23 protein-coding genes and 1 pseudogene are annotated in these 25,525 nt (G+C 56.6%); 12 read left to right on the forward strand and 12 right to left on the reverse strand.

What is annotated here, in order from left to right; genetic code table 11:
• A partial coding sequence (locus AAC076_RS11245) for a hypothetical protein (protein WP_339845625.1) occupies window positions 1–269 on the forward strand: 269 nt, incomplete at its 5' end.
• Between the two features lie 170 nt (window positions 270–439).
• On the opposite strand, the gene AAC076_RS11250 is transcribed toward AAC076_RS11245, so the two are convergent.
• The gene (locus AAC076_RS11250; RefSeq protein WP_339845628.1) at window positions 440–1,291 is read right to left on the reverse strand and encodes a LysR family transcriptional regulator; all 852 of its coding nucleotides are present in this window, start codon (window positions 1,289–1,291) and stop codon (window positions 440–442) included.
• Window positions 1,292–1,429: 138 nt separating this feature from the next.
• Here AAC076_RS11250 and AAC076_RS11255 point away from each other — a divergent pair, with 138 nt between their 5' ends.
• On the forward strand, window positions 1,430–2,134 hold the full coding sequence (locus tag AAC076_RS11255; RefSeq protein WP_339845630.1) for an NAD(P)H-dependent oxidoreductase: 705 nt from the start codon (window positions 1,430–1,432) through the stop codon (window positions 2,132–2,134).
• Window positions 2,127–2,606, forward strand: a complete 480-nt coding sequence (locus AAC076_RS11260; RefSeq protein ID WP_339845632.1) for a nucleoside deaminase — start codon at window positions 2,127–2,129, stop codon at window positions 2,604–2,606. Before AAC076_RS11255 ends, AAC076_RS11260 begins: the two co-directional genes overlap by 8 nt.
• Here AAC076_RS11260 and AAC076_RS11265 read toward each other — a convergent pair.
• Complete coding sequence (locus AAC076_RS11265) at window positions 2,603–3,487, reverse strand: LysR substrate-binding domain-containing protein (protein WP_339845635.1); 885 nt, start codon at window positions 3,485–3,487, stop codon at window positions 2,603–2,605. The two genes, AAC076_RS11260 and AAC076_RS11265, sit on opposite strands and share 4 nt — an antisense overlap.
• A 116-nt stretch (window positions 3,488–3,603) precedes the next feature.
• Between AAC076_RS11265 and AAC076_RS11270 the strand changes: the two genes are divergently transcribed.
• Window positions 3,604–4,524 carry a PhzF family phenazine biosynthesis protein gene (locus AAC076_RS11270; protein ID WP_339845637.1) on the forward strand — a complete coding sequence of 307 codons (921 nt, stop codon included), beginning with the start codon at window positions 3,604–3,606 and terminating at the stop codon, window positions 4,522–4,524.
• 222 nt (window positions 4,525–4,746) lie between these two features.
• Window positions 4,747–4,875, forward strand: a pseudogene (locus tag AAC076_RS11275) (extracellular solute-binding protein); the annotation flags it as partial.
• Window positions 4,876–5,078: 203 nt separating this feature from the next.
• Here the strand turns inward: AAC076_RS11275 and AAC076_RS11280 are convergent.
• The 4 genes from AAC076_RS11280 to AAC076_RS11295 all read right to left on the reverse strand — a co-directional run bounded on the left by AAC076_RS11280 (window position 5,079) and on the right by AAC076_RS11295 (window position 10,637).
• Complete coding sequence (locus AAC076_RS11280; RefSeq protein ID WP_339845640.1) at window positions 5,079–5,615, reverse strand: DUF3087 domain-containing protein; 537 nt, start codon at window positions 5,613–5,615, stop codon at window positions 5,079–5,081.
• Window positions 5,608–8,712 (reverse strand): efflux RND transporter permease subunit, encoded by a 3,105-nt coding sequence (locus tag AAC076_RS11285; protein ID WP_339845643.1) that lies wholly within the window; start codon window positions 8,710–8,712, stop codon window positions 5,608–5,610. Before AAC076_RS11285 ends, AAC076_RS11280 begins: the two co-directional genes overlap by 8 nt.
• Window positions 8,709–9,869, reverse strand: coding sequence for an efflux RND transporter periplasmic adaptor subunit (locus tag AAC076_RS11290; RefSeq protein ID WP_339845644.1), 1,161 nt, complete (start codon window positions 9,867–9,869; stop codon window positions 8,709–8,711). Before AAC076_RS11290 ends, AAC076_RS11285 begins: the two co-directional genes overlap by 4 nt.
• A 132-nt stretch (window positions 9,870–10,001) precedes the next feature.
• Window positions 10,002–10,637, reverse strand: a complete 636-nt coding sequence (locus AAC076_RS11295) for a TetR family transcriptional regulator (RefSeq protein WP_339845777.1) — start codon at window positions 10,635–10,637, stop codon at window positions 10,002–10,004.
• A 204-nt stretch (window positions 10,638–10,841) separates the two neighbouring features.
• On the opposite strand from AAC076_RS11295, the gene AAC076_RS11300 reads away from it, so the two are divergent.
• The 5 genes from AAC076_RS11300 (at window position 10,842) to AAC076_RS11320 (ending at window position 18,021) form a co-directional block, all read left to right on the forward strand.
• Window positions 10,842–11,990 (forward strand): efflux RND transporter periplasmic adaptor subunit, encoded by a 1,149-nt coding sequence (locus AAC076_RS11300; protein ID WP_339845645.1) that lies wholly within the window; start codon window positions 10,842–10,844, stop codon window positions 11,988–11,990.
• Between the two features lie 5 nt (window positions 11,991–11,995).
• Window positions 11,996–15,145: an efflux RND transporter permease subunit gene (locus AAC076_RS11305; protein ID WP_339845647.1), complete on the forward strand. Its 3,150-nt coding sequence runs from the start codon at window positions 11,996–11,998 to the stop codon at window positions 15,143–15,145.
• A complete protein-coding gene (locus tag AAC076_RS11310; protein ID WP_339845650.1) occupies window positions 15,142–16,551 on the forward strand; it encodes an efflux transporter outer membrane subunit in 1,410 nt (469 codons plus the stop codon). The genes AAC076_RS11305 and AAC076_RS11310 overlap by 4 nt, the downstream gene beginning before the upstream one ends.
• 151 nt (window positions 16,552–16,702) lie before the next feature.
• Entirely contained in the window at window positions 16,703–17,566 is an 864-nt protein-coding gene (locus AAC076_RS11315) for an MBL fold metallo-hydrolase (RefSeq protein WP_339845653.1), read from the forward strand.
• A 74-nt stretch (window positions 17,567–17,640) separates the two neighbouring features.
• Entirely contained in the window at window positions 17,641–18,021 is a 381-nt protein-coding gene (locus AAC076_RS11320) for a rhodanese-like domain-containing protein (protein WP_339845655.1), read from the forward strand.
• A gap of 37 nt (window positions 18,022–18,058) precedes the next feature.
• On the opposite strand, the gene AAC076_RS11325 is transcribed toward AAC076_RS11320, so the two are convergent.
• The 6 genes from AAC076_RS11325 to AAC076_RS11350 all read right to left on the reverse strand — a co-directional run bounded on the left by AAC076_RS11325 (window position 18,059) and on the right by AAC076_RS11350 (window position 23,584).
• The gene (locus AAC076_RS11325; RefSeq protein ID WP_339845658.1) at window positions 18,059–19,168 is read right to left on the reverse strand and encodes a HupE/UreJ family protein; all 1,110 of its coding nucleotides are present in this window, start codon (window positions 19,166–19,168) and stop codon (window positions 18,059–18,061) included.
• Window positions 19,165–20,286, reverse strand: coding sequence for a hypothetical protein (locus tag AAC076_RS11330; protein WP_339845660.1), 1,122 nt, complete (start codon window positions 20,284–20,286; stop codon window positions 19,165–19,167). The genes AAC076_RS11325 and AAC076_RS11330 overlap by 4 nt, the downstream gene beginning before the upstream one ends.
• A 13-nt stretch (window positions 20,287–20,299) precedes the next feature.
• Window positions 20,300–20,566 (reverse strand): hypothetical protein, encoded by a 267-nt coding sequence (locus AAC076_RS11335; RefSeq protein WP_339845661.1) that lies wholly within the window; start codon window positions 20,564–20,566, stop codon window positions 20,300–20,302.
• 12 nt (window positions 20,567–20,578) lie between these two features.
• Window positions 20,579–22,078 (reverse strand): DUF4331 domain-containing protein, encoded by a 1,500-nt coding sequence (locus tag AAC076_RS11340; RefSeq protein ID WP_339845664.1) that lies wholly within the window; start codon window positions 22,076–22,078, stop codon window positions 20,579–20,581.
• 226 nt (window positions 22,079–22,304) lie between these two features.
• Window positions 22,305–23,039, reverse strand: a complete 735-nt coding sequence (locus tag AAC076_RS11345; RefSeq protein ID WP_339845666.1) for an anti-sigma factor — start codon at window positions 23,037–23,039, stop codon at window positions 22,305–22,307.
• Window positions 23,036–23,584 carry a sigma-70 family RNA polymerase sigma factor gene (locus AAC076_RS11350; protein ID WP_339845669.1) on the reverse strand — a complete coding sequence of 183 codons (549 nt, stop codon included), beginning with the start codon at window positions 23,582–23,584 and terminating at the stop codon, window positions 23,036–23,038. Before AAC076_RS11350 ends, AAC076_RS11345 begins: the two co-directional genes overlap by 4 nt.
• A gap of 172 nt (window positions 23,585–23,756) precedes the next feature.
• Between AAC076_RS11350 and AAC076_RS11355 the strand changes: the two genes are divergently transcribed.
• The gene (locus AAC076_RS11355) at window positions 23,757–24,593 is read left to right on the forward strand and encodes a S1-like domain-containing RNA-binding protein (RefSeq protein WP_339845671.1); all 837 of its coding nucleotides are present in this window, start codon (window positions 23,757–23,759) and stop codon (window positions 24,591–24,593) included.
• Window positions 24,593–25,459 (forward strand): DMT family transporter, encoded by an 867-nt coding sequence (locus AAC076_RS11360; protein ID WP_339845673.1) that lies wholly within the window; start codon window positions 24,593–24,595, stop codon window positions 25,457–25,459. The genes AAC076_RS11355 and AAC076_RS11360 overlap by 1 nt, the downstream gene beginning before the upstream one ends.
• Window positions 25,460–25,525: the final 66 nt, after the last annotated feature.

A 25,525-nucleotide genomic window follows, 5' to 3' on the forward strand; every position in this document is an offset into this window, starting at 1 on the left:
CAAGTGGGTCAATTTTATTGGCCAAAAGTGGGTCAAAATTAATGGCCATTGACAAAAGTGGGCAGTCTTCAAGACCGACTTCAATATTTCCTGAGCATCCGCCTGCTCATCTGTCCGTATTATCGACATATCAAACCGCTCCTGTCGTTGGTTCCGCCACGATGCCAACCATGGTTTTTATCGCCTCAGCCATAAGCTCAAACTCAGCCGGCATCAAAAACCTGGGTCAGAAAAAACCGGTGTCAGTTCAATCTGACCCAAATACCTAGTTGGAGTTTCGGTGCGCGGTTTTGACCAAAGGGGGCGGCTGATTGCCTCGCAGCGTAGGTGTTGATCCTGGTGGGAGCGCCGGCCCCGCCGCGAATGGCTTAGCACGGCGCATACTGCTTCACGGCTAGGTCCACCGGGCTGACCGCCGAGGACCAGGTATGCGTGCGGACTACTGGTTTAAAATATGCTCAATCCAGTTTAAAAATCTGACGGCACCTCTCGTTTCGAAGCTGCCCTTATTTGGTACGTAGTAGCAAAGGTCTGACGCAGCCGGCCGGGTTTCAAATTGCTTCAGAAGTTTAGCTTTTAACAGTTTTCTAGTGAGTGTCGTAGAACAGAACACAAGTCCATTTTCTGCCATGGCTTGCTGAATCCCAAAAAGCTCTTGATCAAATTTTTTGAGTTTAATGTCAGCCCCCGCCAGTCCGTTTGTTTCCAACCACGCGGTTAGTGGAGGGTCCGGTAACGATCTATTTTTCCACTCCGTTGTAAAAAGGGTAATGGGTTCATCTGACCATGCCGGGGACTGCATTCCATAAGCGCCAAACACATTAAAAGACTCGGATCTGATGATGTCAGACGACTTAACTAATGAAACATCGCCAAAGCGAATTGGAATAATATACGGTTGACTGTCAACGGTCTCGCCTGTCGAAATTTCGATAGAAATATCTGGATTGGATTGCTCAAAGTCGTTCTGGGAAGGGATCAGCACCATGGCTGCCAAGGATGATGTTGTCGTCACCCTGACAGCACTGCCAGCCTTCATCACCTCCTCCAGCGCACCATCAATTTTTCGAAATCCTTCCGAGGTGGCTTTAGCCAATCTTGAACCTGTTCCGGTGAGTGATATCCGTCTTCCCTGCCGATGAAACAAACTTACATTTAACCGACCTTCCAGGTTGCTGATGTGGTGTGAAATAGCGGTTGGCGTCAGTGAGAGCTCCTTTGCAGCCAACTTAAAGGTCCCCAGACGGGCAGCCGACTCAAAGGCTTTCAGCGCTTGTAACGATACCTGCACGGTAATCTCCGAATTTGCCACCAGATCCTGACTATTTTAGATGAGTTCAACTCATCTGCAAGTGCACTCTTTTCGTTTGTTCCGGTCTCCAAAGGCTCACAAAATAGCACCTGTTATTCATCAACCGAGGTAAAGACAATGAGCACTCTATTGCACATCGACTCAAGCGTGAGAGCGGCAAACAACCCGAACCCAGATCATGACTCCATATCGAAAAACATCGCTCGTCGATTTATCGAGACTTGGCAACGGAAGCGGCCCGATGATGACTATATTTATCGTGACGTTGGAGTGAATCCACCTGATTTCATTACACAAGATTGGATTGGCGCAGTGTTTACCCCTGAGGAAAAGAGGACCCCAGCACAGAGAGAGAGACTGGCACTATCCGATACGCTGATAGCGGAGGTAGCCAAAGCCGATGTCATCTTGATTTCCTCACCAATGTATAACTATGGCATGCCTGCTCAGCTGAAGGCCTGGTTCGATCAAATCGTGCGCATCGACAAAACGTTTGACTTTGATCTCTCACGGGGAGACTTCCCTTTACAGCCTCTACTCTCAGGCAAGATATTGGTCATAGTCACTTCCAGCGGGGAGTTCGGTTTTGAAAAAGGCGGAATACGAGAAGAATCTGGTCACTTGGCGCCACACCTGCGGACTCTAAGTAAGTATCTCGGAGTGGACACAGTCTACGAAATTGCCGCCGAATACCAGGAATTTGGTGACGAGAGGCATCGGACGTCAGTGGCTAATGCCAGGCATCGAGCCGAAAGTATTGCCCTCGAACTAAGCGTTTCAAACCTGAGTCCATCTTCGAATACTGAGATCGCTGATGTGTGACGCTATTTCGGAAGGACGTCTCATGGAGTGTGCAGAAATCGCCATTGATTTGGCTGTCAGCAGTGTTAATGCAGATGGCTTGCCGTTTTCGGCAATTATTCTCAATCAAAATGGGGACCTCATTGGCAAAGGTGTAAATCAAGTCGCCAAGCATCTGGACTGCACCGCACACGCTGAAATCCAGGCGATAAGGGAGGCTTCAAGGAATGAAAAAGACCTCTCATTGGAAGGGGCAACTCTAATTGCTTCAGGAGAGCCTTGCGCACTCTGTTATATGGTAATTCGTATGGCAGGGATCAGGAAAATTATTATCTTATCGAATCGATATGAGGTGGGAAAGTATGGGTTTGATTATCTAAGGACATACGAATATCTCAGTGAAAGCCTCTTTCATGAGCTCGATATTCGAACGCTAGCTAATGAAAGAAAATTGCTTCCATTCCAGTTAGCCAAAATGAATCTGAGTGATTAATAACCTACTTCTCCGAAAATCCACGATACAAATGTGCGAACCTTGCCCGTGCGAAATTTCGCTTCTGGTGCAACCAGGTAGTACTGGTATTCTGCCGGGACCGAAATTTCGATCGGACTCTGAAGCAAGCCGGCTTTAAGGAGATCGGCAACAAGGCTGTATCGCATCAGCGCAATACCTCTGCCGGCAAGCACAGCCTCGACAAGCGTCGTTCCCTCGGTCACTCGAAGTGTTATGGAACTGTCAGGTATTTCAATGCCGAGTGCTTCCTGAAACGCCCTCCACGAGCTGTCCATGTCGATTGATTCATCGATAAGCCACGGAAGTTTTACCAGGCTCTCAGGCGTCACAGGTTCACTATCAGTAAGCATGCTGTGACACACCGGCAGTAGTTTTTCTTCGAGCAGTAGCCTGGACTCGAGCCCAGGGTAATTACCGCTGCCATACCGTATCGCTAGATCCACGCCATCACCCTGAAAACCAACCAACTGTAGATTGGGTTGAAGGCTTAGCTGGAGCTCAGGGTGAGCTTTCTGAAACGAATCAATTCTAGGCACTAACCACCGACTGGCAAAAGATGGCACCGTTGCCACGGTCAGTCGCCCGGGATTGGAGTCTGGCGCAAATAGCGCTATACCTCTTTCCAACGCCTGAAAGCCCGTCTCCACATACCCTGAAAGCGCTCTGCCTTCATGCGTCAATCTCACTTCACGGGTTAGACGAACAAAAAGTTTCAACCCTAGAAAATCCTCCAGGCCACGAATGTGGCTGCTGACGGCTGCCTGGGAAATGTTCAGGGCCTCAGCCGCCGACTTGAAGCTTAGTTCTCTAGCAGCGTACCGAAATGCTTGTAATGCCCTTAATGGAGGTAATTTTTGCACGGGCTCTATTCTGTCTATGGTTAAGTTTTAATTAAGCATAGCCGAATTTTATCCGTTTGTTCCATGTGCGGAACGTTGGAAGAATGAAGGGACACCAACCACCAGAGGAACATCAAATGTCACTCGACGCGATTACTAGCAAAGGTGCTCAAGCACCGGCCATGAAAATTGAAGTCCCGATCGTGAGTGCTTTTGTTGACGGCGATTCCGGCGGCAACCCGGCAGGAGTTGTGTTGGATGCAGAGCGGTTTAGCTCTGAACAAAAACAGATGATCGCCGCAGCCGTCGGCTTGTCGGAAACGGCGTTTGTGTCTGCGTCTGATCTTGCAGACATAAAACTGGAATTCTTTACGCCCACTCAGCAGATCGCTCACTGCGGCCATGCGACGATCGCTACATTCAGCTACCTGAGTCAGAACGGCCTGCTGACAAGCGATGACTCCTCCAAAGAGACCATTGATGGATGCAGATCCATCAAAATAGTGCATGAGTCAGCGTATATGGAGCAAAAAGCGCCTCGTTATGAGCCGCTCACTGATGACCATCATCAGTTGGTGCTACGATCGCTCGGGATAAACAGCGCCGATCTCATCGCCGGCGCAAGTCCGACACTGGTGAATACGGGCAACAGTTTTGTCGTCGTCGGTATTCGCGACGCAGATGTGATCCAGGGTCTCGAACCAGATTTTGCGTTGATTGAAGAGCTCAGTGACGCTCTGGATCTGATCGGGCTTTATGTATTTTCCTTCGATGGTGTTGGAGATGGACGAGATGCAGGAGCGCGTATGTTCGCGCCCCGGTATGGGATTCAGGAAGAATCCGCAACGGGCATGGCGGCCGGCCCGTTGGCGTGTTACCTGCGGGAGCATGTCGGCCTCGATAAACAGGCGTTTGTGCTTGAGCAAGGGCAGTGGATGTCACCGGCCTCACCTAGCCTTATCAACGTGCGTTTGCATATTGGCGCTAACGGTAAAATCGAAAGTCTGTTTGCAGGGGGGCGAGCATCCCTCAAAGACGTAAAGGCCCTCGTTGTATGAGGGGCTGTCACGCTCGTACTGAGCTGAAATGGTTGAAAAGCAACTTGATATAGGATCTCAGGAGAATAATTTGCTCGCTAAGCAGCCGTGGTTCCCCCACCGCGGGCGAGAGGACGATTACCCCCTCTAAAGGTAATTGGGATCAGGTGACTCTCCGTGGCGGTCGCCTAGTCCGGCAGCATTCTGCAAGCCAACGCACGGGCCAGCGAAGCCGGCAACGGCGTGAATATCGAATATCGCATTCCCAAGGAGGGCACCCAGGTGTGGTTCGATCTGATGGCGATCCCGGCGGATGCGCCCAATCCAGAACAGGCCCACGCTTTCATCAACTTCATATTGAGGCCCGAGGTGGCGGCCAGCATCAGCAACGAGGTCTCCTACGCCGCCGGTCAACGAGGCGCTGAGAAACAAGCCGGGCGCCTATCCGCTCCAGAAAGTGCAGGCCCGGCTACACCCTGTAGCCATTGCCCATGGCAGCGGAACGGGTACGTACCGGGAGCTGGACACGGATCAAGACAGGGAGTTGAGCGTCAGCGCAAAGCCCGCTCTTGCGTTCAGACCGAAGGGTCGGGCTTTTGCCGCAGGCGTTCCAACCATGCTGGGTCCAGGCGATACTGGTCGGGCTCAAGGCCCATCTTGATCATCGCCTGGCGGTGCTTTTCCATCGGGCCGCTGAGGTCATCTGCTGCCTGGGGATGGCCATCAAGCCGGTGCATTTCCACCTGGCCCAGATGATAGAACCGCAGCAATTTCATCGCCTCTGGCGAACCCGCTAGCACGCCTGCCTCCACCCGGTGCATAACATTGGTAACGCTCATCAGGCTGCGTTTGAGTTGCCAGCCATATACGGCTGGCTGCATCCAGCTCTGGCTCCAGAAAACCGAGCGCATCAGCACAAGCGTGATGGCTACACCCAACAGCACTCCGCCCAGATTCCAGCGAAAATTACTGCCCTCCGGGCTGCCGAACAGGGCGACCGCGAGCGCCGAAAACGACATTGCCAACGCGGCAAAAATCACCACTACCACTAACGTGCTCTTGCGCGTCTGCTGACGATAAAGTTGCGGATCAAGGTGCTGGATTTCAAACATGGGAGTTGGCCTGGTTATCCACCGTCTTCACCGTCCGCCGCGCCGCAAACCAGGCCCGTGTGTTATCTCCCAATACCAGCATGCAAGGGGTGATGAACAATGTCAGGAATGTGGCTATGGTCAGGCCGCCTGCGATGGCACTGGAAAGTTGAGTCCACCATTGCGTGGAGGGTGCGCCGAAGCCAAGACTTGGCTCCAGCAGATTGACATTAACGGCCAGCACCATGGGCATCAGACCCAGGACTGTAGTGATCGATGTGAGCAATACCGGGCGCAGCCTGAGGCAACCGGTTTCCCAGGCCGCGTCGTAGGCCGAGGCCCCAGCGGCACGGATCTGGTTGTAGGTATCAATCAGTACGATGTTGTTGTTCACCACAATGCCCGACAGGCCAATGATGCCCATCCCGACCATCACGATACCGAACGGTTGACTGTTGATCAGCAGCCCCATCAGAACGCCTGCGGTGGAAAATATGATGGCGGACATGACCAGCATGGCCTGGTACCAACTATTGAACTGCACCAGCAGAATTAACAGCATCAGGAAGATCGCAACCACGAACGCCGTACCCAGGAAACTGGCCGCCTCCTGCTGATCAGCACCCTCGCCCGCCGTATTCACACGAATTCCCACCGGCAATTCCAGGTCGCTTTGCAGCAGCGCCTTGAGGCGCTCCCCTACCTGAGCGCCGGGAACCAGGTCAGACTTGATTGTCACCGCTCGGCTGCCGTCAATACGATTGATGACACTGGTCTTGGGCGCAGGCTCTACGGTAACAAAGTTGCTGATCGGCACCTGGCCCTTGGGCGTCTGCACAGTCAAGCGCGTGAGCTCCCCGACCGAGCGCCAGTCCTGGGGAAAGCGCACGCGGATGTCCACTTCGTCGCTGGCGTATTCGGGGCGGTACTTGGCCAGTAGCAAGCCGTTAGTGACCATTTGTACCGCATTACCCACTGTCAGCACGTCCGCGCCAAAACGGGCGGCGGCAGCGCGATCCACATTGACCCGCCATTCAACACCCGGAAGACTGCGATCATCCTCGATATCCACAAAGCCACCGAGGCTGTTCATCTTGGCAACCAACATATCGACTGCCGCATCAATGGCGTCCTGCTGCGGACCTGTGACCTGAAGCTCGATCGGTTTGCCCGCGGCAGGGCCGCCTTCCTGTTTGCGGAAGTCGAGAATGACGCCAGGCACATCCGCGGTCAGTTCGCGCATCTCATCGAGAATGGCGTTGGCACGACGGCGTTCATCCCAGTCGGTGAACTGGAACTGCAGTGTGCCCACCACATCCGGTGGCAACTGATTACCCGCCGACACCATGGATCGCGCATACAGCGCTTTCACTTCGGACAGACCAAGCAAGCGTTGCTCAACCTGTTTTACCAGGCCGTCACGCTCGTAGATCGACAAGTCGCCGCGTGCGCGCACCAGCACCTGGGCTGACTCGGGCTCCACTTCCGGAAAAAACTCTACGCCATGATTAAAAGCACCGTAGGCAATGAAGATCAGCACCAGGATCAACATCATGCCCCCGAAGGTCAGTCCAGGCCGCCGCAGCAGTCTGGCCAACAACCTACCGTAGGCCTTGCCAGTGCGACTTGGGCTGGCTTGCGGGGCAGCGGGCTGATGCCGCTTCAACGAGCCGAGTACCGGCAGAAAGATCAGCGCCATGAGCAGCGAGGCCAGCAAGGCAATAATCACGGTGGCTGGCAGGTAACGCATGAACTGACCCACCACACCAGGCCAGAAAAGCAGGGGGCCGAAGACCACAATAGTGGTCGCGGTGGAGGCGATGATCGGCCAGGCCATTCGCTCCGCGGCGTTACCCCAGGCCTGGCTGGGCGCCTGGCCTTCGGCGAGATTACGGTCGGCAAGCTCGCTCACCACAATAGCGCCATCGACCAGCATACCGGCGACCAGAATCAGCGCGAACAGGACGATAATGTTCATCGTGAAACCGATCAGATACAGCACCAGAATGGCAGCCAGAAAAGCACCGGGAATGGTGATACCCACCAGTAAGGCGGAGCGCATGCCCATGGTGGCAACAATCAGAATCAGCACCAGTACTACAGCAGTAAGCACATTGTTGAGCAGGTCCGACAACATCGTTTCCACCTGGGTGGACTCATCCATGATGTAGTGCACTTCCATCCCGTCGGGGAACCGCTCGCTGGCCGCAGTTATAAGAGTACGAACCTGTTCGGTCGTCGATAGAATGTTGGCCCCCGCGCGCTTCTTGACCTCCAGTACCATGGCCGGCTGACCGTTGATGCGTGCGAAGCCCAGGGGGTCCTTGAAGCCACGATTGATAGTTGCCACATCGGCGAAGGTAACCACCGTGTCGCCGTCTACCTTGACGGGCATGTTCAGCACATCATCGAGGTTCTCGATCACCCCCGGCACCTTGATCGACATGCGTCCCTCGCCGGTATCCAGACTACCTGCCGCGACCAACCGGTTGTTATTGGAAACCAGGTTGAACAGCTGCATGTAATCCAGACCGTAGCTTTCAAGGGCCTGGGGATCCACGACAATCTCCAGCAGATCTTCCCTGTCGCCGCCAATCTCCACTTCGAGTACTTCAGGGATCGCTTCGATATTCTCCTGGAGCTCGCGGGCAATAAAAACCAGCTCACCCTGCGCCACCGGGCCGGCAAGACCGATAGACATCACCGGGAACAGCGCGACATTGATTTCGTTTACCGTGGGCTCGTCGGCTTCGCCAGGGAGCTTGCTGCGTGCCAGATCCACCTTTTCGCGCACATCGGTCAGCGCCTTGTCGGCGTTGAACCCGGCATCGAACTCCAGCATCACCGAGGCATGACCCTCACTGGATACCGAAGTCATCTTCTTGACCCCTTCCAGGGAGCGCAATTCATGCTCCATCGGCCGCACCAGAAGGCGCTCCGCGTCTTCCGGACTGATCCCGTCAAGGGTCATCGATACGTACATCATCGGAATGGCAACGTCTGGATTGGCTTCCTTGGGGATCGCGTTGTAGGCAACCAGACCGCCTACCAGCAGGAAGATCAGCAATACAATGACAGCCCTACTACGGTCTATCGCTGCATGAATCAGCTCGCTCATTCAGCCGCCCCCATGCCGGGCAGTGGCTGAGACTCGACCATATCTGGATCCTTGGCATCGTCGCCGACCGGGACAACCAGAGTGTCCACTACCTGGCCGGGATCAACGAACCCCGCCCCCTGGGTAATGATTTGCACGTTCGTTGGCAAACCCGCAACGGTCGCGCCTTCATCGGTAATGGAAACAACCTCGACGGAGTAATTGACCACCCTGCCTTCATCATCAACCGCATGAACACCCAGACTCCCATCCGGCCCAAGCTTGAGCAGAGCGGGCGACAGCTGATGCGCAAGCACGGGGGCCAACTGGATACGCAGCGTGGCACTACCCCCTGCAACGCGCCAAAGCTCAGGATTATCCGCCTCCACCTCGACGTAGAAGCTGCGGGTCTGCGGGTCGGCTGCGAGGCTGACGAATCGCACCTCACCGGACAACTCGCGGCCATCAAGCAAGCGGATGATGACCGGCTGACCCTCTTCGACCTTGTGTGCATCCTGCTGGGGAATCTGGGCGGTACCCTTCAACTGCGTTACGTTGACAACCGACATGAGCTCGGCACCCGGCTGCACCAGCTCGCCGATCTCAACGTAACGGCGGTCGACTACGCCATCAAAGGGAGCTACTGGGCGGTTGTACTCCACTGCCAGCTGCGCAGCGCTCAGATCCGCCTGCGCCCTGGCCACCTCACCCTCCAGACGGATTATTTCCGTCTCGGTAACGTAGTTGGACGCCCTCAGCTTGCGCGCACTGGCCAGCTCCTTCTGCCGTAGACGAAAAATGGCTCTGGCCTGCTCCAGCTCCTGACCCCGACCTTCATCGGAGAGCAGCAGCAAGGGTTCGCCCGCGGTAACCTGCTCACCCTGCTGCTTGAGTATTTGTGCAACCCGGCCTGTCACCTGGGCCATTACCCGTACCTGTTGCCAGGGTTGCAGCTGGCCCTGCAGCACCTGCTCGCGTGTTATCGGTTGCGCTTGTGACCAGCGGGTTTCAACCTGATGCACCTTCTGCGCGGGCACTTGCTGAGCCATGGGCGCCTCGTCACTGGCACTGCGCCAATCACCCAGTAGCAGCCATACGATCAACACGACAGCCATCAAAACGGCTATACCGACGGGAGATATCCCGCGGGGAAATTTTTTCTTGAGTGAAGCGGTCACGGACATTCCTTACCAGAAAACCATAAAAAGCGGCAGCTGCTGTGAACACGCCTGCACGCCCGGCAGTATATCCGCCAATAGAACTGCGTGCTCGGGCTCAACTGATCCTATTGTAACGGGAGAAGCGGCGCCTCATGGCGCGCGCAAAGCCGGACTAAGGCGCAACATATCCAGAATACTGTCAGCCAGGGTTTCTGCCTTGGCGTCCAGATCCAGGCCTTCGGGCACCAGCAGGCACTGGTCCAGCATACCGGTGATAAATGCATGCACACAGCGACTGGCAACCGGCAGGTCGAGGTCTTCGGGCAATTGCCCTTTGGTTATTGCATTGCGCAGACTCAGCTCGATATTGTGGTCGTATTCCCGGCGAAAATCCTGCATCCACTGGCGCAGATTGCCCAGGTCTTCGGTGTACTCGCATTTGTGGAACAGTATCTCGCCGACGCGACGCACTTCAGGATCGCTGCCTGCGCGCTGGAACATTTTGATCAGCAGTTCACGCAGGCGTCCTATGGGGTCTGGTTCCTGAGGGTTGCGGCTCGCTTCACTGAGTGGCTGCAGGGGCATATTTACCCGCTCGAGCAATGCGCCTACCAGCTCGGACTTGTCCTTAAAATGCCAGTAAATTGCGCCCCGGGTCACGCCTGCAGCGGCAGCAATTTCCGACAATGATGTACGTGAAATACCCTTGCGGTAAAAGCACAGCTCCGCCGCAGTGAGAATGTCACTACGGGTCTCCTGCGCTTCCTCTTTTGTTCGCCTGACCATTCGCCATTTCACCCAATCAGCTTCGAGAATCATAGGGCCTGCTTCGGCAGGTCCGTGAGTGCCGTTTATGTTAACTAATGTTAATCTCACTTACAAACATTCATGAATGTAAGTATATTGCCCGTCAATCTGGTCATCCCTGTACTCCGCCCAACAGGCGTACCGACCACAGAAACAAGCACAGCATTTCCCGAGGATTCCGTCATGCCCCATCCTGCCATCGCGCGTTCCGCGCTATTTCCACTATTGGCCCTGCTCGCCCTGTTAAGCGCCTGTGAAAACCAGACAAGCGCAGCACCTGAGCAAGCCCAGGCGCAGCAGATACCGGAAGTCGGGGTGGTTACTCTGGTCGCCGAACCCTTTGAACTGACTACCGATCTGCCCGGCCGCACCGCGCCCTTTCGCATCGCCGAAGTAAGACCCCAGGTAGATGGCATCATCGAAAAACGCTTGTTCACCGAGGGGAGCGAGGTCAAGGCGGGTGAGCAGCTGTATCAGATAGACGACTCGGTTTATCAGTCCGCGCTGAACAGTGCGAAAGCGGCAAACCTGTCGAGCACTTCGCTGAGCGATCGATATAAACAATTGATCCAGGATCAGGCAGTGAGTCGCCAGGCCTACGATGAGGCGCGGGCAGCCAGCCTGCAAACCCAGGCAGCCCTGGAGCGTGCCCAGATTGACCTGCGCTACACCCAGGTCAGAGCGCCGATCAATGGCCGTATTGGCCGTTCGGCCGTTAGCGAGGGCGCTCTGGTGACCGATGGTCAGGATGCTGCCATGGCGACCATCCAACAACTCGATCCCATCTATGTGGATGTAACCCAGCCTGCACGTGATCTGCTGGCCCTGCGTCGTGATCTCGAAGAGGGCCGCCTGCAGAAGGTTGGCAATAACGCCGCCCAGGTCACACTCCAATTGGAAGACGGCAGCGCCTATCCGCACGAGGGCACGCTGGAGTTCTCGGAAGTATCGGTGGACGCGGGTACCGGCTCGGTAACCCTGCGCGCGGTGTTCCCAAACCCTGATAATGGTCTGCTGCCAGGCATGTTCGTGCATGCCCAACTGGTTGCAGGCACGCGAAGCGAAGCCATTCTGGCGCCACAGCAGGGCATTACCCGCACTCCCCGGGGCCAGGCCACCGCGTTGATAGTCAACGCCGACAATGTAGTTGAGCTGCGAGAAGTACGTACTGAACGCACCGTCGGCAATCGCTGGCTGATCAGTGAGGGGCTCGATGATGGCGACCGACTGATTACCGAGGGGCTGCAGTTCGTGCAACCCGGTGCCAAGGTCAAGCCTGTACCCGCTGGCAACGTCGCTGAACCGGCTTCTACTGCCGGACAGGAAGGATAATCCCCATGCCACGCTTCTTTATTGACCGTCCGATCTTCGCCTGGGTGATAGCCCTGGTGATCATGCTGGCCGGCGGGCTGTCGGTGCTCAGCCTGCCCGTCAACCAGTACCCGAGCATTGCGCCGCCCGCAGTGGGCATTTCCGTCAGTTATCCCGGCGCTTCTGCGCAAACGGTTCAGGACACCGTGGTCCAGGTGATCGAACAGCAGCTCAACGGTATTGATGGTCTGCGCTATATCAGCTCGACCAGTAACTCCGACGGCAGCATGGAAATCACCGTTACCTTTGACCAGGGCGTGGATCCGGATATCGCCCAGGTGCAGGTACAGAACAAGTTGCAACTGGCCACACCGCTGTTACCCCAGGAGGTCCAGCAACAGGGCATACGGGTAACCAAATCGGTCAGAAACTTCCTGATGGTAATCGGGGTAGTTTCAACCGATGGCAGCATGAACCGCGACGATCTGGCCGACTACATCATCTCCAACCTGCAAGATCCCATCTCCCGAAGCGAGGGCGTGGGTGACTTTCAGGTGTTCGGCGCGCCCTATGCGATGCGCATCTGGCTGGACCCGGCAAAACTGAACAACTTCAAGCTGACCCCCGGCGATGTGAGTACCGCGGTCCGGGCGCAGAACGTGCAGATCTCATCCGGTCAGTTCGGCGGCTTGCCGGCCGTACCCGGGCAACAGCTGAACGCAACCATTATCGGCAAGACCCGCCTGCAGAGCCCTGAGCAGTTTCGCGAAATATTGCTCAAGGCCAACCCGGACGGCTCCCAGGTCCGCCTGAAAGATGTCGCCCGGGTTGAACTGGGCGCACAGAACGCAAACATCTCGGCACGGTACAACGGGCTGCCGGCATCCGGCCTGGCGATCAAGCTGGCCACCGGGGCCAACGCACTGGATACCGCCAAGGGGGTCAAGCAGACCATTTCCGATCTGGAGCCGTTCTTCCCGCCCGGCCTGAAAATTGAATACCCCTACGAAACCGCGCCGGTAGTGTCTGCATCGATCACCGGTGTGGTACACACACTGCTCGAAGCCGTGGTTCTGGTATTCCTGGTGATGTACCTGTTCCTGCAGAACTTCCGTGCAACCCTGATCCCTACGCTGGCAGTGCCGGTGGTTATTCTCGGGACTTTTGGCGTGCTCTCGGCATTCGGCTTCACCATCAATATTCTGACCATGTTCGCCATGGTACTGGCCATCGGGTTGCTGGTGGATGATGCCATCGTGGTGGTCGAAAACGTCGAGCGGGTCATGTCCGAGGAAGGCCTGTCGCCGCTGGAGGCCACGCGCAAGTCCATGGATCAGATCCAGGGTGCGCTGGTCGGCATCGGCCTGGTGCTCTCGGCGGTATTCGTACCTATGGCGTTTTTCGGCGGTTCCACCGGCGTGATTTACCGTCAGTTTGCGATCACCATTGCTTCAGCGATGACACTGTCGGTCCTGGTGGCGCTGATCTTTACCCCGGCGCTGTGCGCAACCCTGCTCAAGCCGATCCCCAAGGGTGGTCAGCATGAAAAGCGCGGCTTCTTTGGCTGGTTCAACCGTACCTTCGACCGCGGAGTCGGTCGCTACGAGCGCGGTGTCGCCAGCATGCTCAAGCGCAAGACGCCTTACCTGCTTCTGTATGTCGTGATCGTCGCGATCATGGCAGTGCTCTTTGCCCGTATTCCTTCCGCGTTCCTGCCAGATGAAGACCAGGGCGTACTCTTTGCCCAGGTGCAGACACCGGCCGGCTCCACCGCAGAACGCACGCAACAGACTGTCGACAAGATGCGCGATTACCTGCTGGAGGAGGAAAGCGATGTGGTCAACTCGGTATTTACCGTCACAGGCTTCAACTTCGCAGGACGCGGACAGAACTCGGGCATGGCCTTTATTGGTCTGAAACCATGGGATGAGCGCACAGAACCGGGCCAGAGCGTATTTGCCCTGGCCGAACGGGCCCAGACGAAATTCGATACCTACCGCGACGCGATGGTTTTCGCCTTTGCACCGCCGGCAGTGATGGAGCTGGGTAACGCGACGGGCTTCAACCTGTACCTGCAGGACAATGCTGGAGTAGGCCACCACACGCTGATGCAGGCACGCAATCAGTTGCTCGGGATGGCCGCGCAACACCCAGCACTGATGGCCGTGCGCCCCAACGGGCTGGAGGATGAACCGCAGTATCAACTGACCATAGATGATGAAAAAGCGCGCGTGCTCGGCGTATCACTGAGTGAAGTGAACAACACCCAGTCCATTGCCTGGGGCTCCAGCTACGTCAACGACTTTATCGACCGCGGCCGGGTCAAGCGGGTTTACATGCAAGGCGAAGCAAGCGCTCGTATGGGTCCGGAGGATCTGGGCAAATGGTATGTGCGCAACGACAGCGGTGACATGGTGCCCTTCAACGCCATCGCCAGTGGTGAGTGGGTTTACGGTTCACCCAAGCTCTCGCGATACAACGGTGTTGCCGCTATGGAAATCATGGGCGAAGCTGCCCCCGGCTACAGCACCGGCGACGCTATGGCAGCGATTGAGGAAATCGCTCAGAAGTTGCCACAGGGCGTCGGCGTCGCGTGGACAGGGCTTTCGTACGAGGAACGTATTTCCGGTGATCAGGCGCCCATGCTCTATGCGCTGTCCCTGCTCGTAGTGTTCCTCTGTCTGGCCGCACTGTATGAAAGCTGGTCGATTCCGCTGGTAGTGATGCTGGTAGTGCCACTGGGTGTCATTGGCGCCTTGATAGCCACGCTTGGCCGCGGGCTGACCAACGATGTGTTCTTCCAGGTCGGACTTCTGACCACGGTGGGGCTGACCGCGAAAAACGCGATTCTTATCGTCGAATTCGCCAAGGACCTTCACGAGAAAGGCATGAGTCTGTTCGACGCAGCGGTAGAAGCCTGCCGCATGCGTCTGCGCCCGATCATCATGACATCGCTCGCGTTCACCCTCGGCGTCGTACCCCTGGCGCTGGCCAGTGGCGCGGGTGCGGGCAGTTCCCACGCCATCGGTACCGGCGTGATCGGCGGTATGATCACGGCGACGGTGCTGGCAATATTCTGGGTGCCCCTGTTCTTCGTGATGGTTTCATCGATGTATGGTGCCAAGAAGAACCAGACCGATGATGCCGACCAGAGCACCAGGGAGATCACCCCATGAAGCGCCTGTTAATCTGCAGCGCGCTGACTGCAGCACTCGCTGGCTGTTCAATGATCCCGGCGTATCAGCGCCCGGCCCTGCCAGTGGCCGACAGTTGGCCGACAGGCGAAGCCTACGAGACCGTCCCGGCCCAATCGGGCGCAGCGCCACTGGCCTGGCAGAGTTTCTTCCGTGATCCACAGTTGCGTGAACTGATAGAGGTGGCACTGGAAAACAATCGAGACCTGCGTGTAGCCGTGCTGAATGTGGCTGCTACCAGCGAGCTCTACCGTATCCAGCGAGCTGACGGATTGCCCAGTCTTAGCGCCAATGGCAGCGGTAGTCGCACGCATACACCCGCAGGCCTCAATGGCAACACGCAAAGTGGGATTAACAGCCAGTACAGCGCGACTCTGGGCGTAGCCTGGGAGATCGATCTGTTTGGTCGAGTGGGCAGCCTGCAGCAGCAGGCACTGGAGGAGTACCTGGCCACCGAGGCGGCGCAACGCGGCGTGCAGGTCAGCCTGATCGCCAGCGTCGCCAATAGCTATCTGCGCTGGCAGGCCAATCAGGCACTGCTCCAAACTACACAGGACACCCTGCAGACCTATGAAGACAGCCTGCGCCTGACCCAGCGCAGCTTCGATGTGGGTATTGCCTCGACACTCGAACTGACCCAGGCTCGCACTGCGGTCGAGACTGCTCGCAGTAGTCTCGCCGCCTACAAGCGGCTGGTCGCGCAGGATCGCAACGCCCTTGCCCTGCTGGTTGGCCAGCGCGTTTCGATTTTACCCTCCGCAAAAATCGAGCTGGGGACTGATCTGCTTGCCGAGCTACCCGTAGGTCTGGCTTCAGACGTCTTGTTGCAGCGCCCGGATATAGTCCAGGCCGAATATGCGCTACGCGGAGCCAGCGCCAATATCGGCGCCGCACGGGCCGCCTTCTTCCCCAGTATCAGCCTGACTGCCAATGCCGGCAGCGCCAGCAACCAGTTGTCCGACCTGTTTCAGAGCGGCTCGGAATACTGGAACTTCTCGCCCAGTATCAGCCTGCCGATCTTCAGCGCCGGGCGCCTGCAGGCCAACCTCAACTACGCCGAGCTCATTCGCGATGTGCGTGTAGCCGAGTATGAAAAGTCCATCCAGATGGCCTTCAGTGAAGTTGCTGACGGCCTTGCAGCACGGGGAACCTATCGGGATCAGGTCGCCGCACAGCAACGCCTGCTGAGCGCCAGCGAAGACTATTTCCAGATCGCCGAGCGCCGTTACCGTAGCGGCGTAGACAGCTATTTGATTTTACTTGATGCCCAGCGCCAGCTCTTCACCGCGCGCCAGCAATTGATCAACGATCGGTTGAATCAGTTGACCAGTGAGGTTGATCTGTTTCGGGCGCTGGGCGGTAGCTGGGGGACTCAGACCAATCGGTAATAGCACAAGGGGAGCCGGTCGGCACGCCCGGCTCCGTGGCCTCACCCTATACGCATCGCTTTTATATTCTTAATCGATATAACGTTATAACCATAAAACAGTTATGATTTATCTTAATTGATAAATTCAAGCCTAGTGATGGAGTGTGATCATGCAACCCCTTGTAGAACCTTTCTTCGATCCGGCTACCTTCACCTACAGCTACGTGGTGACGGATCCGGCAACCAGACGCTGCGCTATAATCGATTCCGTACTCGACTACGATCCAGCATCCGGAAGAACATCTCATCACAGTGCCGACCGCCTGATAACCCACGTGCGCGAACAGGGCCTGCAGGTCGACTGGCTGCTGGAAACCCATGTGCATGCTGATCACCTCTCCGCTGCGCTCTACCTGAAGGCAGCCGTGGGCGGACGCCTGGCCATAGGTGAACATATTACCGTCGTGCAGAAGACCTTCGGCAAGCTGTTCAATGTCGGTGACGAGTTCGCCACCGATGGCACCCAGTTTGACCACTTGTTCAAGGATGGCGATACCTTCCAGGTAGGTAACATTCAAGCCCGCGCTATTCATACCCCGGGCCATACCCCAGCCTGCATGACCTACCTGATCGGCGACGCAGGATTTGTCGGCGACACTCTGTTCATGCCCGACTACGGCACCGCCCGCTGCGATTTCCCAGGCGGGGACGCGCGGGTGCTGTACCAGTCGATCCATAGATTATTTGCTCTGCCCGACGAAACACGCCTGTTCATGTGTCACGACTACAGGGCGCCCGGCAGGGATGACTTTCTCTACGAGACCACCGTTGCGCAAGAACGCGAGCACAATGTCCACGTCCACGAGGGTGTCAATGAGTCCGACTTCGTCACCATGCGCAGCGACCGCGACGCAACGCTTGGCATGCCAACTCTGATATTACCGTCAGTGCAGATCAACATGCGGGCCGGGCACTTGCCGCCCGCGGAAGATAACGGCACTCGTTATCTGAAAATACCACTCAATGTGCTGTGAAAAATGACCATGAATTCGTTGAAGCAGCAAGCGCACATTGTCCATTCATCCGTTAACTCCAAGGGGGAAATCCCATGAAAAACGCACACGACCTGGTAGCCGATGCCAAGGACCAGATTCAGGAAGTCTCGATAGAGCAAGCCGATGCGGCAATCCGCAACGCGGACGCACTGATTGATGTGCGTGAAGGTGATGAGTTCGCCGCCGGACATATACCCGGAGCGATTCACATTCCGCGCGGCCTGCTGGAGTTCAAACTCAGTAATATGCCCGAGTTGTCGGCGCGCGATCTGAAGCTGGTGCTCTACTGCAAGACCAGCGGCCGTGCAGCACTGGCTGCCTGCTCCCTGCAGCAGATGGGCTACATGAACGTGCAATCCATCAGCGGCGGTTTTGACGCCTGGAACGAAGCCGGCAAGCCCGTAATGACACCGAGCTTACCGTCATTCGATTAACCGGTCGCCAACAACCGGGCTCGCAAAGCGAGGCACCCTAGAGAGGTACTCGCTCCAACGCCCAAACAGTGCCAGTCAGGGCGACGGCAGCCACCCCAACAGGCATAACTACTCGCTGATAGACCCATTGGTTACGCAGCAGATAAATCACCGGCACCACGGCCAGCACTACCGCCAATTGAGCCAGCTCAACGCCGACATTGAAGCTGGCCAGGGCGACCAGTCGCGACGACGTATCACTCATGAAGTCGCCCAGTACGCTAGCAAAACCGAAACCGTGGATCAGACCAAAACCGAAACCCACAAGATACCGCCTGTGCCCCAGAAACGGCCATACGATATTCACCGCTGCCGCAACGATGGACAATGCGATAAAGGTTTCCACCCAGGCGATGGGCAAACGGACAACACCCAGGGTAGCAATGACCAGCGTAACCGAATGGGCGACGGTAAAGGCGGTTACGATCAAAGCCACGTCCTTCACCGCCGCACCCAGCCGGTTCTCTACCACCCAGTGACCCTTTTCACGCCGCACGGCAGCCGGTAGGAGCAAAGCCAGTAGAAACAGCATGTGGTCGTAACCGATCCACAGGTGCACCATACCTTCCCAGATGAATTCGACAGCGGTGTGCCAGACACTGGGCGTATCTGCAAATGACAGGGTTTTCTGGTCTGGTCCAAGAACCGTCAGACGATCATTTTCGTCGGAGCGAATCATGACCAGGGCACGGTGTAGTGGGTCCTGGTCAAAGAACAGGTTGTACTGCAATTGCGAAGCAACAATGGCCGCATCAAAACAGTCAGGGCGAAATTCCAGCGCCAGATAATTACCGTCACTGTGTCTGGTGAGTCCAGCGATACGCCAATCTACTCGGCATTCCAGATCGCCAGACATGACCGCCAGTTTCGAATTCAGATAGCTCTTCACGCTGGCTTGTCGGCCGACCACCTCAGCCCAGCGCACTTGTCCGTCACCATCACTATCAAGCGGTACGGCACGCGCCAGATCGATCAAGGCGACATCCAGCCTACCTGGAGCATCCTCTATAAGCGGCTGCCAGTAGATAAAGCTGTCGCTAGCCTTATGAGCATTGGCGCCACCAGCGATGAAGAAGCTGAAAAACACCATGATGAGTGCAATTTTCATAATGGTGCTTCTCCGTTTTGCATAGGCAAATCAAGATTTACCGTTTCGCCCGCACCGTTTGCAGCACGGGCCAATAGATCACGATCCGGCTGAGCCCTCTGTGTTTCCCAGTTGGCGCTGGCTACTTCGAAAGCCGCAGCTGCATCGTCTTTCACATCCAGCAGAAAGCGCGCGTACTCCCATTGGTGGAGAAACTCCCCGCGCCAATGTGCCTCGGCGAAGCGCTCCTCCAGCTCTGCGATCAAGGTAACGCGATCGGGATGATTCAAACGCGTCAGGGCAACGGCATGAAGCACGGCAAGCGTATCCACATCGTTGAATCCGCGCGTGATGTCAGCAGCTTTCACGTCACGACCCTCGGACAAAAGCCAGTCGGCATATCGTCCGCGTCGATACAGGTCATCCGGATTCTGCAGCAGACTGCGTTGCCACAGCGCATCGGCCATGGGCAAATCAAGACGCGTCGCCATCTCAGCCAGCGTAACAAGCGCATAGTCGCGCTCGGCAGCACTGGCGCGACTGGCCTCGGCAAGCGCTTGATGCAATCGCTCGAAGGATTCAAGGGGCTGCTCACCAAAACTTCCCAGCTCCTGCTCGCAGCTCTGCGCCAGCAGGCCGGATCGATGTTGACCTAGTTTGTTGCAGGCAACCACGGCCGCCTCAAGGTCGTTGCGAACCAGCGCAATGCTGTAGCGAGTAAGCCAGGCTTGACTGTTATCCGGCTGGACCTCGATCACCTTGGCCAGGTCTGCCTCAGCCTGATCGAATCGATGCAGTCGCTGATGAATGGTTGCCCGCATCAGCAAGACTTCAGGTGTCCACTCTTCCTGCGGCAGACGATCAAGCAGCCCCACCGCCAAGCCCAGAGGTCGAGGGCTACCGGTCTCGCGAGAAAGTTCTATAAGCGCTCGCAACTTTTCTACCGCAGCATCAGAGGACAACAGACTCGCTGGCAACGCTGAGCTTGCTGAGGCCGCCGCCTTGGTTTCTTCCCTGGAGAGCACAACAAGATCGCGCTCGGGCGAGATGATCGCCGTCCCGACCGTATTAGCCCAGCCAGCCACCGGTAGCCCAAGTGTTCCCATCACACCCAGCAGCAAAAAAACGCCGGGGCGCAAGCCCCGGCCTCCTTTATGGTTCGCCCAGCAGATCATCGAACGCTCCTTCGTCTTCCTGATCGTCGTAGGTAACCGCCAGGTCATTGATGGCTACCGGCTCGGCTGTATCACTGGTCCCGGCAAAGATATCCTTGACCAAAGTGGTAAACGAAGCGGGCTGAGCACCCTGACCACCATCATTGCCGCCACCGCCCGCATTACCTCCGCCTCCACCACCACTGCTAAGGCAGCCGGTCAGCATCAAGCCGCTGAGACTTAAAACACAGATTGTCTTGATCATGTCAGTCTCTCCTTAGTTCATTGAGCCAGGCAGCGGCGTGCTCAGGTAAGGGAAGGATGACTGCAGACTGGCTGGATCAACCTGAACGCCATCGGTAAAGGGCGCCTGGTTATTGGGAGCAACATTCGGATCGGCAATCAACGCGCCCATCGCCACCCGCAGAGATATGTCGACAACATCATCAATCGGCCGACGACCATTGGGGAAACCGGCATTATCACTGCCGAGGACGCCCAGATCGTTCTGGAAGCCGTCTCGGGTCACGTCTATTTCGGGATTCAGACGCAGCATCTCCGAGGTCACTACACCCGTTGGCTGATTCACTCCCGGGACGCCGGTGAGGAAGGCAGTCACCAGATCGGTACGCGGAAACAGATTTGGAGCAACCGCAGTACCCTGAAACAGGATCTCCAGTAATTCGGGCAAGGTCGGATGCGTTACGTAGGATGCAAATTGACCGTCATCCTTGGGTTCGCTGGCGTTGAATGCGTCCTTGTCCTTGAGGCCGATAACCACTTCGTTCACCAGAGGCATGCCCAGTCGAGATACCTGGGTGTAGGCGCCGCCCTGAATGCTCGCGCCTTTGCCATCGGATGTTGGTTGTGGGTTGAGTACCCGCGCCTGTCTCAGACTGGCGGTCGTCCATCCGCCGATGACTTTCTGGCTATTACTGTTTGCAGCTGTCCCGGTCAGGCATGAGGTGGGGACTTCCAGTGCCAGGGAGGTAACATTCTTGTCTGCCAGATCGTTGGTTTCGGCATTGCGGCCGCCCAGCGGATTGGTGTTAACCAGATCGAATATCTCGCCCAGATTGACTGCAAATGCTTCCTGACGCTGGCCTACAAATACTCGGGCTGTGCCATTGCATCCGGGAATGATTGCATCGTAGATATGGTCGTTGGCGTAGGCTTCGTAATCACCGATCGACTTGTTGCCTATGTTATCCAACGGCTTGTTAAACGTATTGGACTGATCAAAGGCGTTCATTACTGTGTCGACTGTGCCTGTACGCCGATCACCGCGAATAACGCTGAGTGCATAAGTCTGCCTGGTCTGCACCGCGCCGGTCTGGTCGGCAGAGGGTCCGATTGGGCCAATATTCTTCAACGGCACCGACACCTTCTGGGTATTGCCCGCATCACCAACATCCAGTTGCAGATCCTGCTTCACGTCTGTCATCTTGAAGCGGAAGGTAATGTCTTCCTCGGCATTACCGCTATTATCGATATGAATTTCGTAGATCGCATTGCCATCCAGATCAAAATAATTTGGTCCGCCGTAAGCGTCCTGTAGGGGCAAGTAATTGGCGATCATGGTTACCGTGTTTTCGCGGCCAAGTTCATAACTGCGAAACATGTAAAAATCAGTGCCGTCGACCTTGGGCACCTCAGTGATAAACGGCGCTTCGCGGTGGCTGGAAGCCAGGCTGATTGTCGAGCCGACAGCGGCACCAAGTACAGCCGTGGCCAATACTGATTTTGCCAGCAGGGAACGCGTGTAAAGCCGATTCATGTGAAGCTCCTTCTCGTCTGTTTTTGTATACCTCCATGTAGTTACGCAACGAGTCAGGATACGGATGCAGGAAAATCGATTTTATTTCAGACAGCAGTTACTCATCCCGTTGGCGATGGGGGAATAACCTTTGAGGTAATGTGTTGAGAATCGGTCCACTACTGAATGGACCCGAGGTGAAACGAAGAAGCGAGCCCTGGTGTATCAGACCGGGGCTCGTGTCAGATCAGATATCCGCCAGTACACCCTGGGCAACCACCGGACCAGTGGGCAGTCCGGTCGGCGAACCACCTGGCGGCTCGAGGGAGATGGCAAACACGCTATCTACACTGGCCAGGGCAATAAGCTCTTCCGGAACAGCCAGACGCACCGCACCGTCCGCCGGGAGCAACCCGAGCGATTGCGGAGGAAGATCGCCAGCAATCAGCCAGAGCTGCGCATCGCGACCCTCCAGCTGAATCTCAGCCGCGGGCACCACTACCAGACTGCGACGCGAGGCATCGAGGGTTGCTGTGTAAACAACCTGGCCATTCTCCAACTGCAGGGCCGTGGTCAGAGTGCTTTCGATTGGCGGCAGATCAGCTTCGCGGGGGAGCACTACGACCAGCACCAGCGCCATGACCATCGCAGCAGCAATGCTACCAGCGGAGAACCAGCGCCATAAGTTCAGGCTCTCCCAGACGCTGCGGCGGCCGCTTGCTTCAGGTGCCGCATCGCGGTGAGGATTGTGGCCGAGACTATCGCGGATCCGAGCCCAAACGTATTCCGGCGGTGCTTGGTCGGCGATCTCCTCCAGCATCGGAGCCAGGCGCGCATGCCACTGGACCAAGCGCTCGCTATATTCAGGCTCTACTGCAAGCTGCGCTTCAACGGACCTGCGCTCATCTGCTTCAAGCACGCCAAGGGCATACTCTGCGAGGCGCAGATCGTCATCTTCAGTGAAATCTCGTGTCTTTTTCATTTCTCCAGGCACGCCTTGAGGCTCATCAAGCCACGTCGAATCCAACTTTTCATGGTACCCAGAGGCACACCAGTCCGAGCTGCCAGATCATGGTAGGTACAACCATCCAAGAACGCGGTTCTGATCACGGTACGATGCTGGTTTTGCAGGTTGGAGAGACAGTTATCCAAGCGCTGCTTATCACTGGCAAATTCAACCGGATCAATTTTCTCAGGTTCCGGCAACTGATCAAGATCGATCAGATCGGTATGTCGATCGACGCCGCCCAGACGCAAGCGGTCGATACATTTGGAACGAGCGATGGTAGTCAACCAGGTGTCCGGCTTGCCGCGCTGCGCATCAAACTGGGAGGCCTTGGCCCAGACCGTCAGATACACCTCCTGGAGCACATCCTCAGCATCACTGCTCTGCACCAGCATACGCTTGCAGATGCCGAAGAGCTTGGCACTGGTGAGCCTGTACAGCTGCTCGAATGATTGCTGATCCTGCTGCGCAATAGCCATGAGCAACGGCGCTATACCAGACGGGTCTTGCTCTTCATCCATAGGAATTGCTGTCCTGTGCTGATGCCGTTAGCCGTGACTTTATGGATCGATAGGAGAATCTAGCAGCTAAAGCCGATGCAGACTAGCCGATCACCATGCCGGTTGTTTCCCGATCTTTCTTCCACATGGCAGCAGCCTGTTACACTGCCGCTATTTATCGAGAGATTTCACAATGGCCTTGATCGGGCGCTATAACAGTTTGCAGATTGTCAGCCACGTGGGCTTCGGGCTATACCTGGATGGCGGCGCGGAGGGTGAGATTCTCCTGCCCAATCGCTATATCCCCAAGGATCAGCCAACCGAAGAAGAAGACTGGCTGAATGTTTTCGTTTATCTGGACAGCGAAGACCGGCTGATCGCCACGACCGAGACTCCCAAGGCACAGGTCGGCGAGTTTGCCAGCCTGAAGGTGAAGGAGATCAACAAGATTGGCCTGTTTCTCGATTGGGGCCTGCCCAAGGATGTTTTACTGCCGCACTCCGAGGAAAAGCGTCCACTCAAGGAGGGAGACTACGTTGTCGTCTACCTTTATCTCGACAAACACACCCGCCGCATTACCGCTACCGCGCATCTCGACCGCCATCTGGATAAAACCCCTGCCCGCTACTCCACCGGCCAGGCTGTTGACCTGCTGATCGTCGGCACGACCGACCTGGGATTCAAGGCGATCATCAACGGCGAGCATTGGGGCCTGATTCACAAGAACGAGGCTTTCAAGTTTCTGCGCGGCGGTATGCGCGAGCAGGGGTATATCCGTGAAGTTCGCCCGGACGGAAAGATCAGCCTCAGCTTGCAACCCGTGGGCGCCGAAGCCGCCGATGCGCTGCAACAACAGATTCTGGACAAGCTCGAAGCCAATGGCGGCTCACTATCGGTCAGCGATAAAAGCCCTCCCGAGGTCATCACCCGCCAGTTCGGCGTCAGCAAGGGTAATTTCAAGAAGGCCATTGGCGGGCTTTTCAAGCAAGGCCGCATTGTCATCCACCCTGATCGCATCGAGCTGCCGTAATGCCAGCGGTGGCGGCGCGGCCGCTACCCACCTTGTTTCTGGCTGGCATCGCCATGCTCGCGTTTGCCGGCAACTCGGTGCTCTGCCGCCTGGCTCTGGTCAATACAGGGATCGATGCCGCCAGCTTTACCGTGCTTCGCATCGTCAGCGGCGCAATAGTACTTTGGCTATTGGTCGGCCTGCGCAAACGGGCGCGGCCGGCATCCGGCAACTGGGCAGGTGCCCTGGCTCTGACCCTCTATGCTGCCGCGTTTTCCTTTGCCTATATACAACTGGATACGGGCACAGGCGCGCTGCTGCTCTTTGGCGCTGTTCAGTTAAGCATGCTGGCTTTCGGCCTTGTTCGCGGCGAGCGACTGAGCACCGCAGCAACAGCCGGACTGGTGCTGGCGACGGTGGGGGTTCTCGTCCTGCTGCTGCCCGGCAGTACGGCTCCACCGCTGGGCAGCGCACTGATAATGCTGTTATCCGGGCTTGCCTGGGGCGCCTATTCACTCCTGGGCAGGGGCGCTGTGGATCCTTTGGCAGAAACCGCTGATAACTTCCTGCGTTCGATCCCACTGGTGCTGCTGCTTGCACTGCCCTTTGTGGGTCAGATTCGCTGGGACGCAACGGGAGCTCTATATGCGATATTGTCGGGCGCCATCACCTCCGGACTCGGATACGCTATCTGGTATAGCGCATTGAGGGGGCTTGGCGCCATGCAGGCGGCATCACTCCAGCTTTCCGTACCGATCCTGGCTGCAATAGCAGGCGTGCTGCTACTCAGCGAGCCCCTTTCCGTACGCATGCTGATTGCTGCCGTCGCCGTGATCGGTGGCTTGGCCATTGTTCTGAAAGCCCGGGCTTCAAAAATCCGCACATAAAGTACGGCATAACCTTGCCTCGCGTTTACGTATTTTTTACGGACCTAACGCCCTTTGCGGCTCGTT

It is taken from the genome of uncultured Halopseudomonas sp. (assembly GCF_963977355.1).
GTDB lineage: Bacteria > Pseudomonadota > Gammaproteobacteria > Pseudomonadales > Pseudomonadaceae > Halopseudomonas.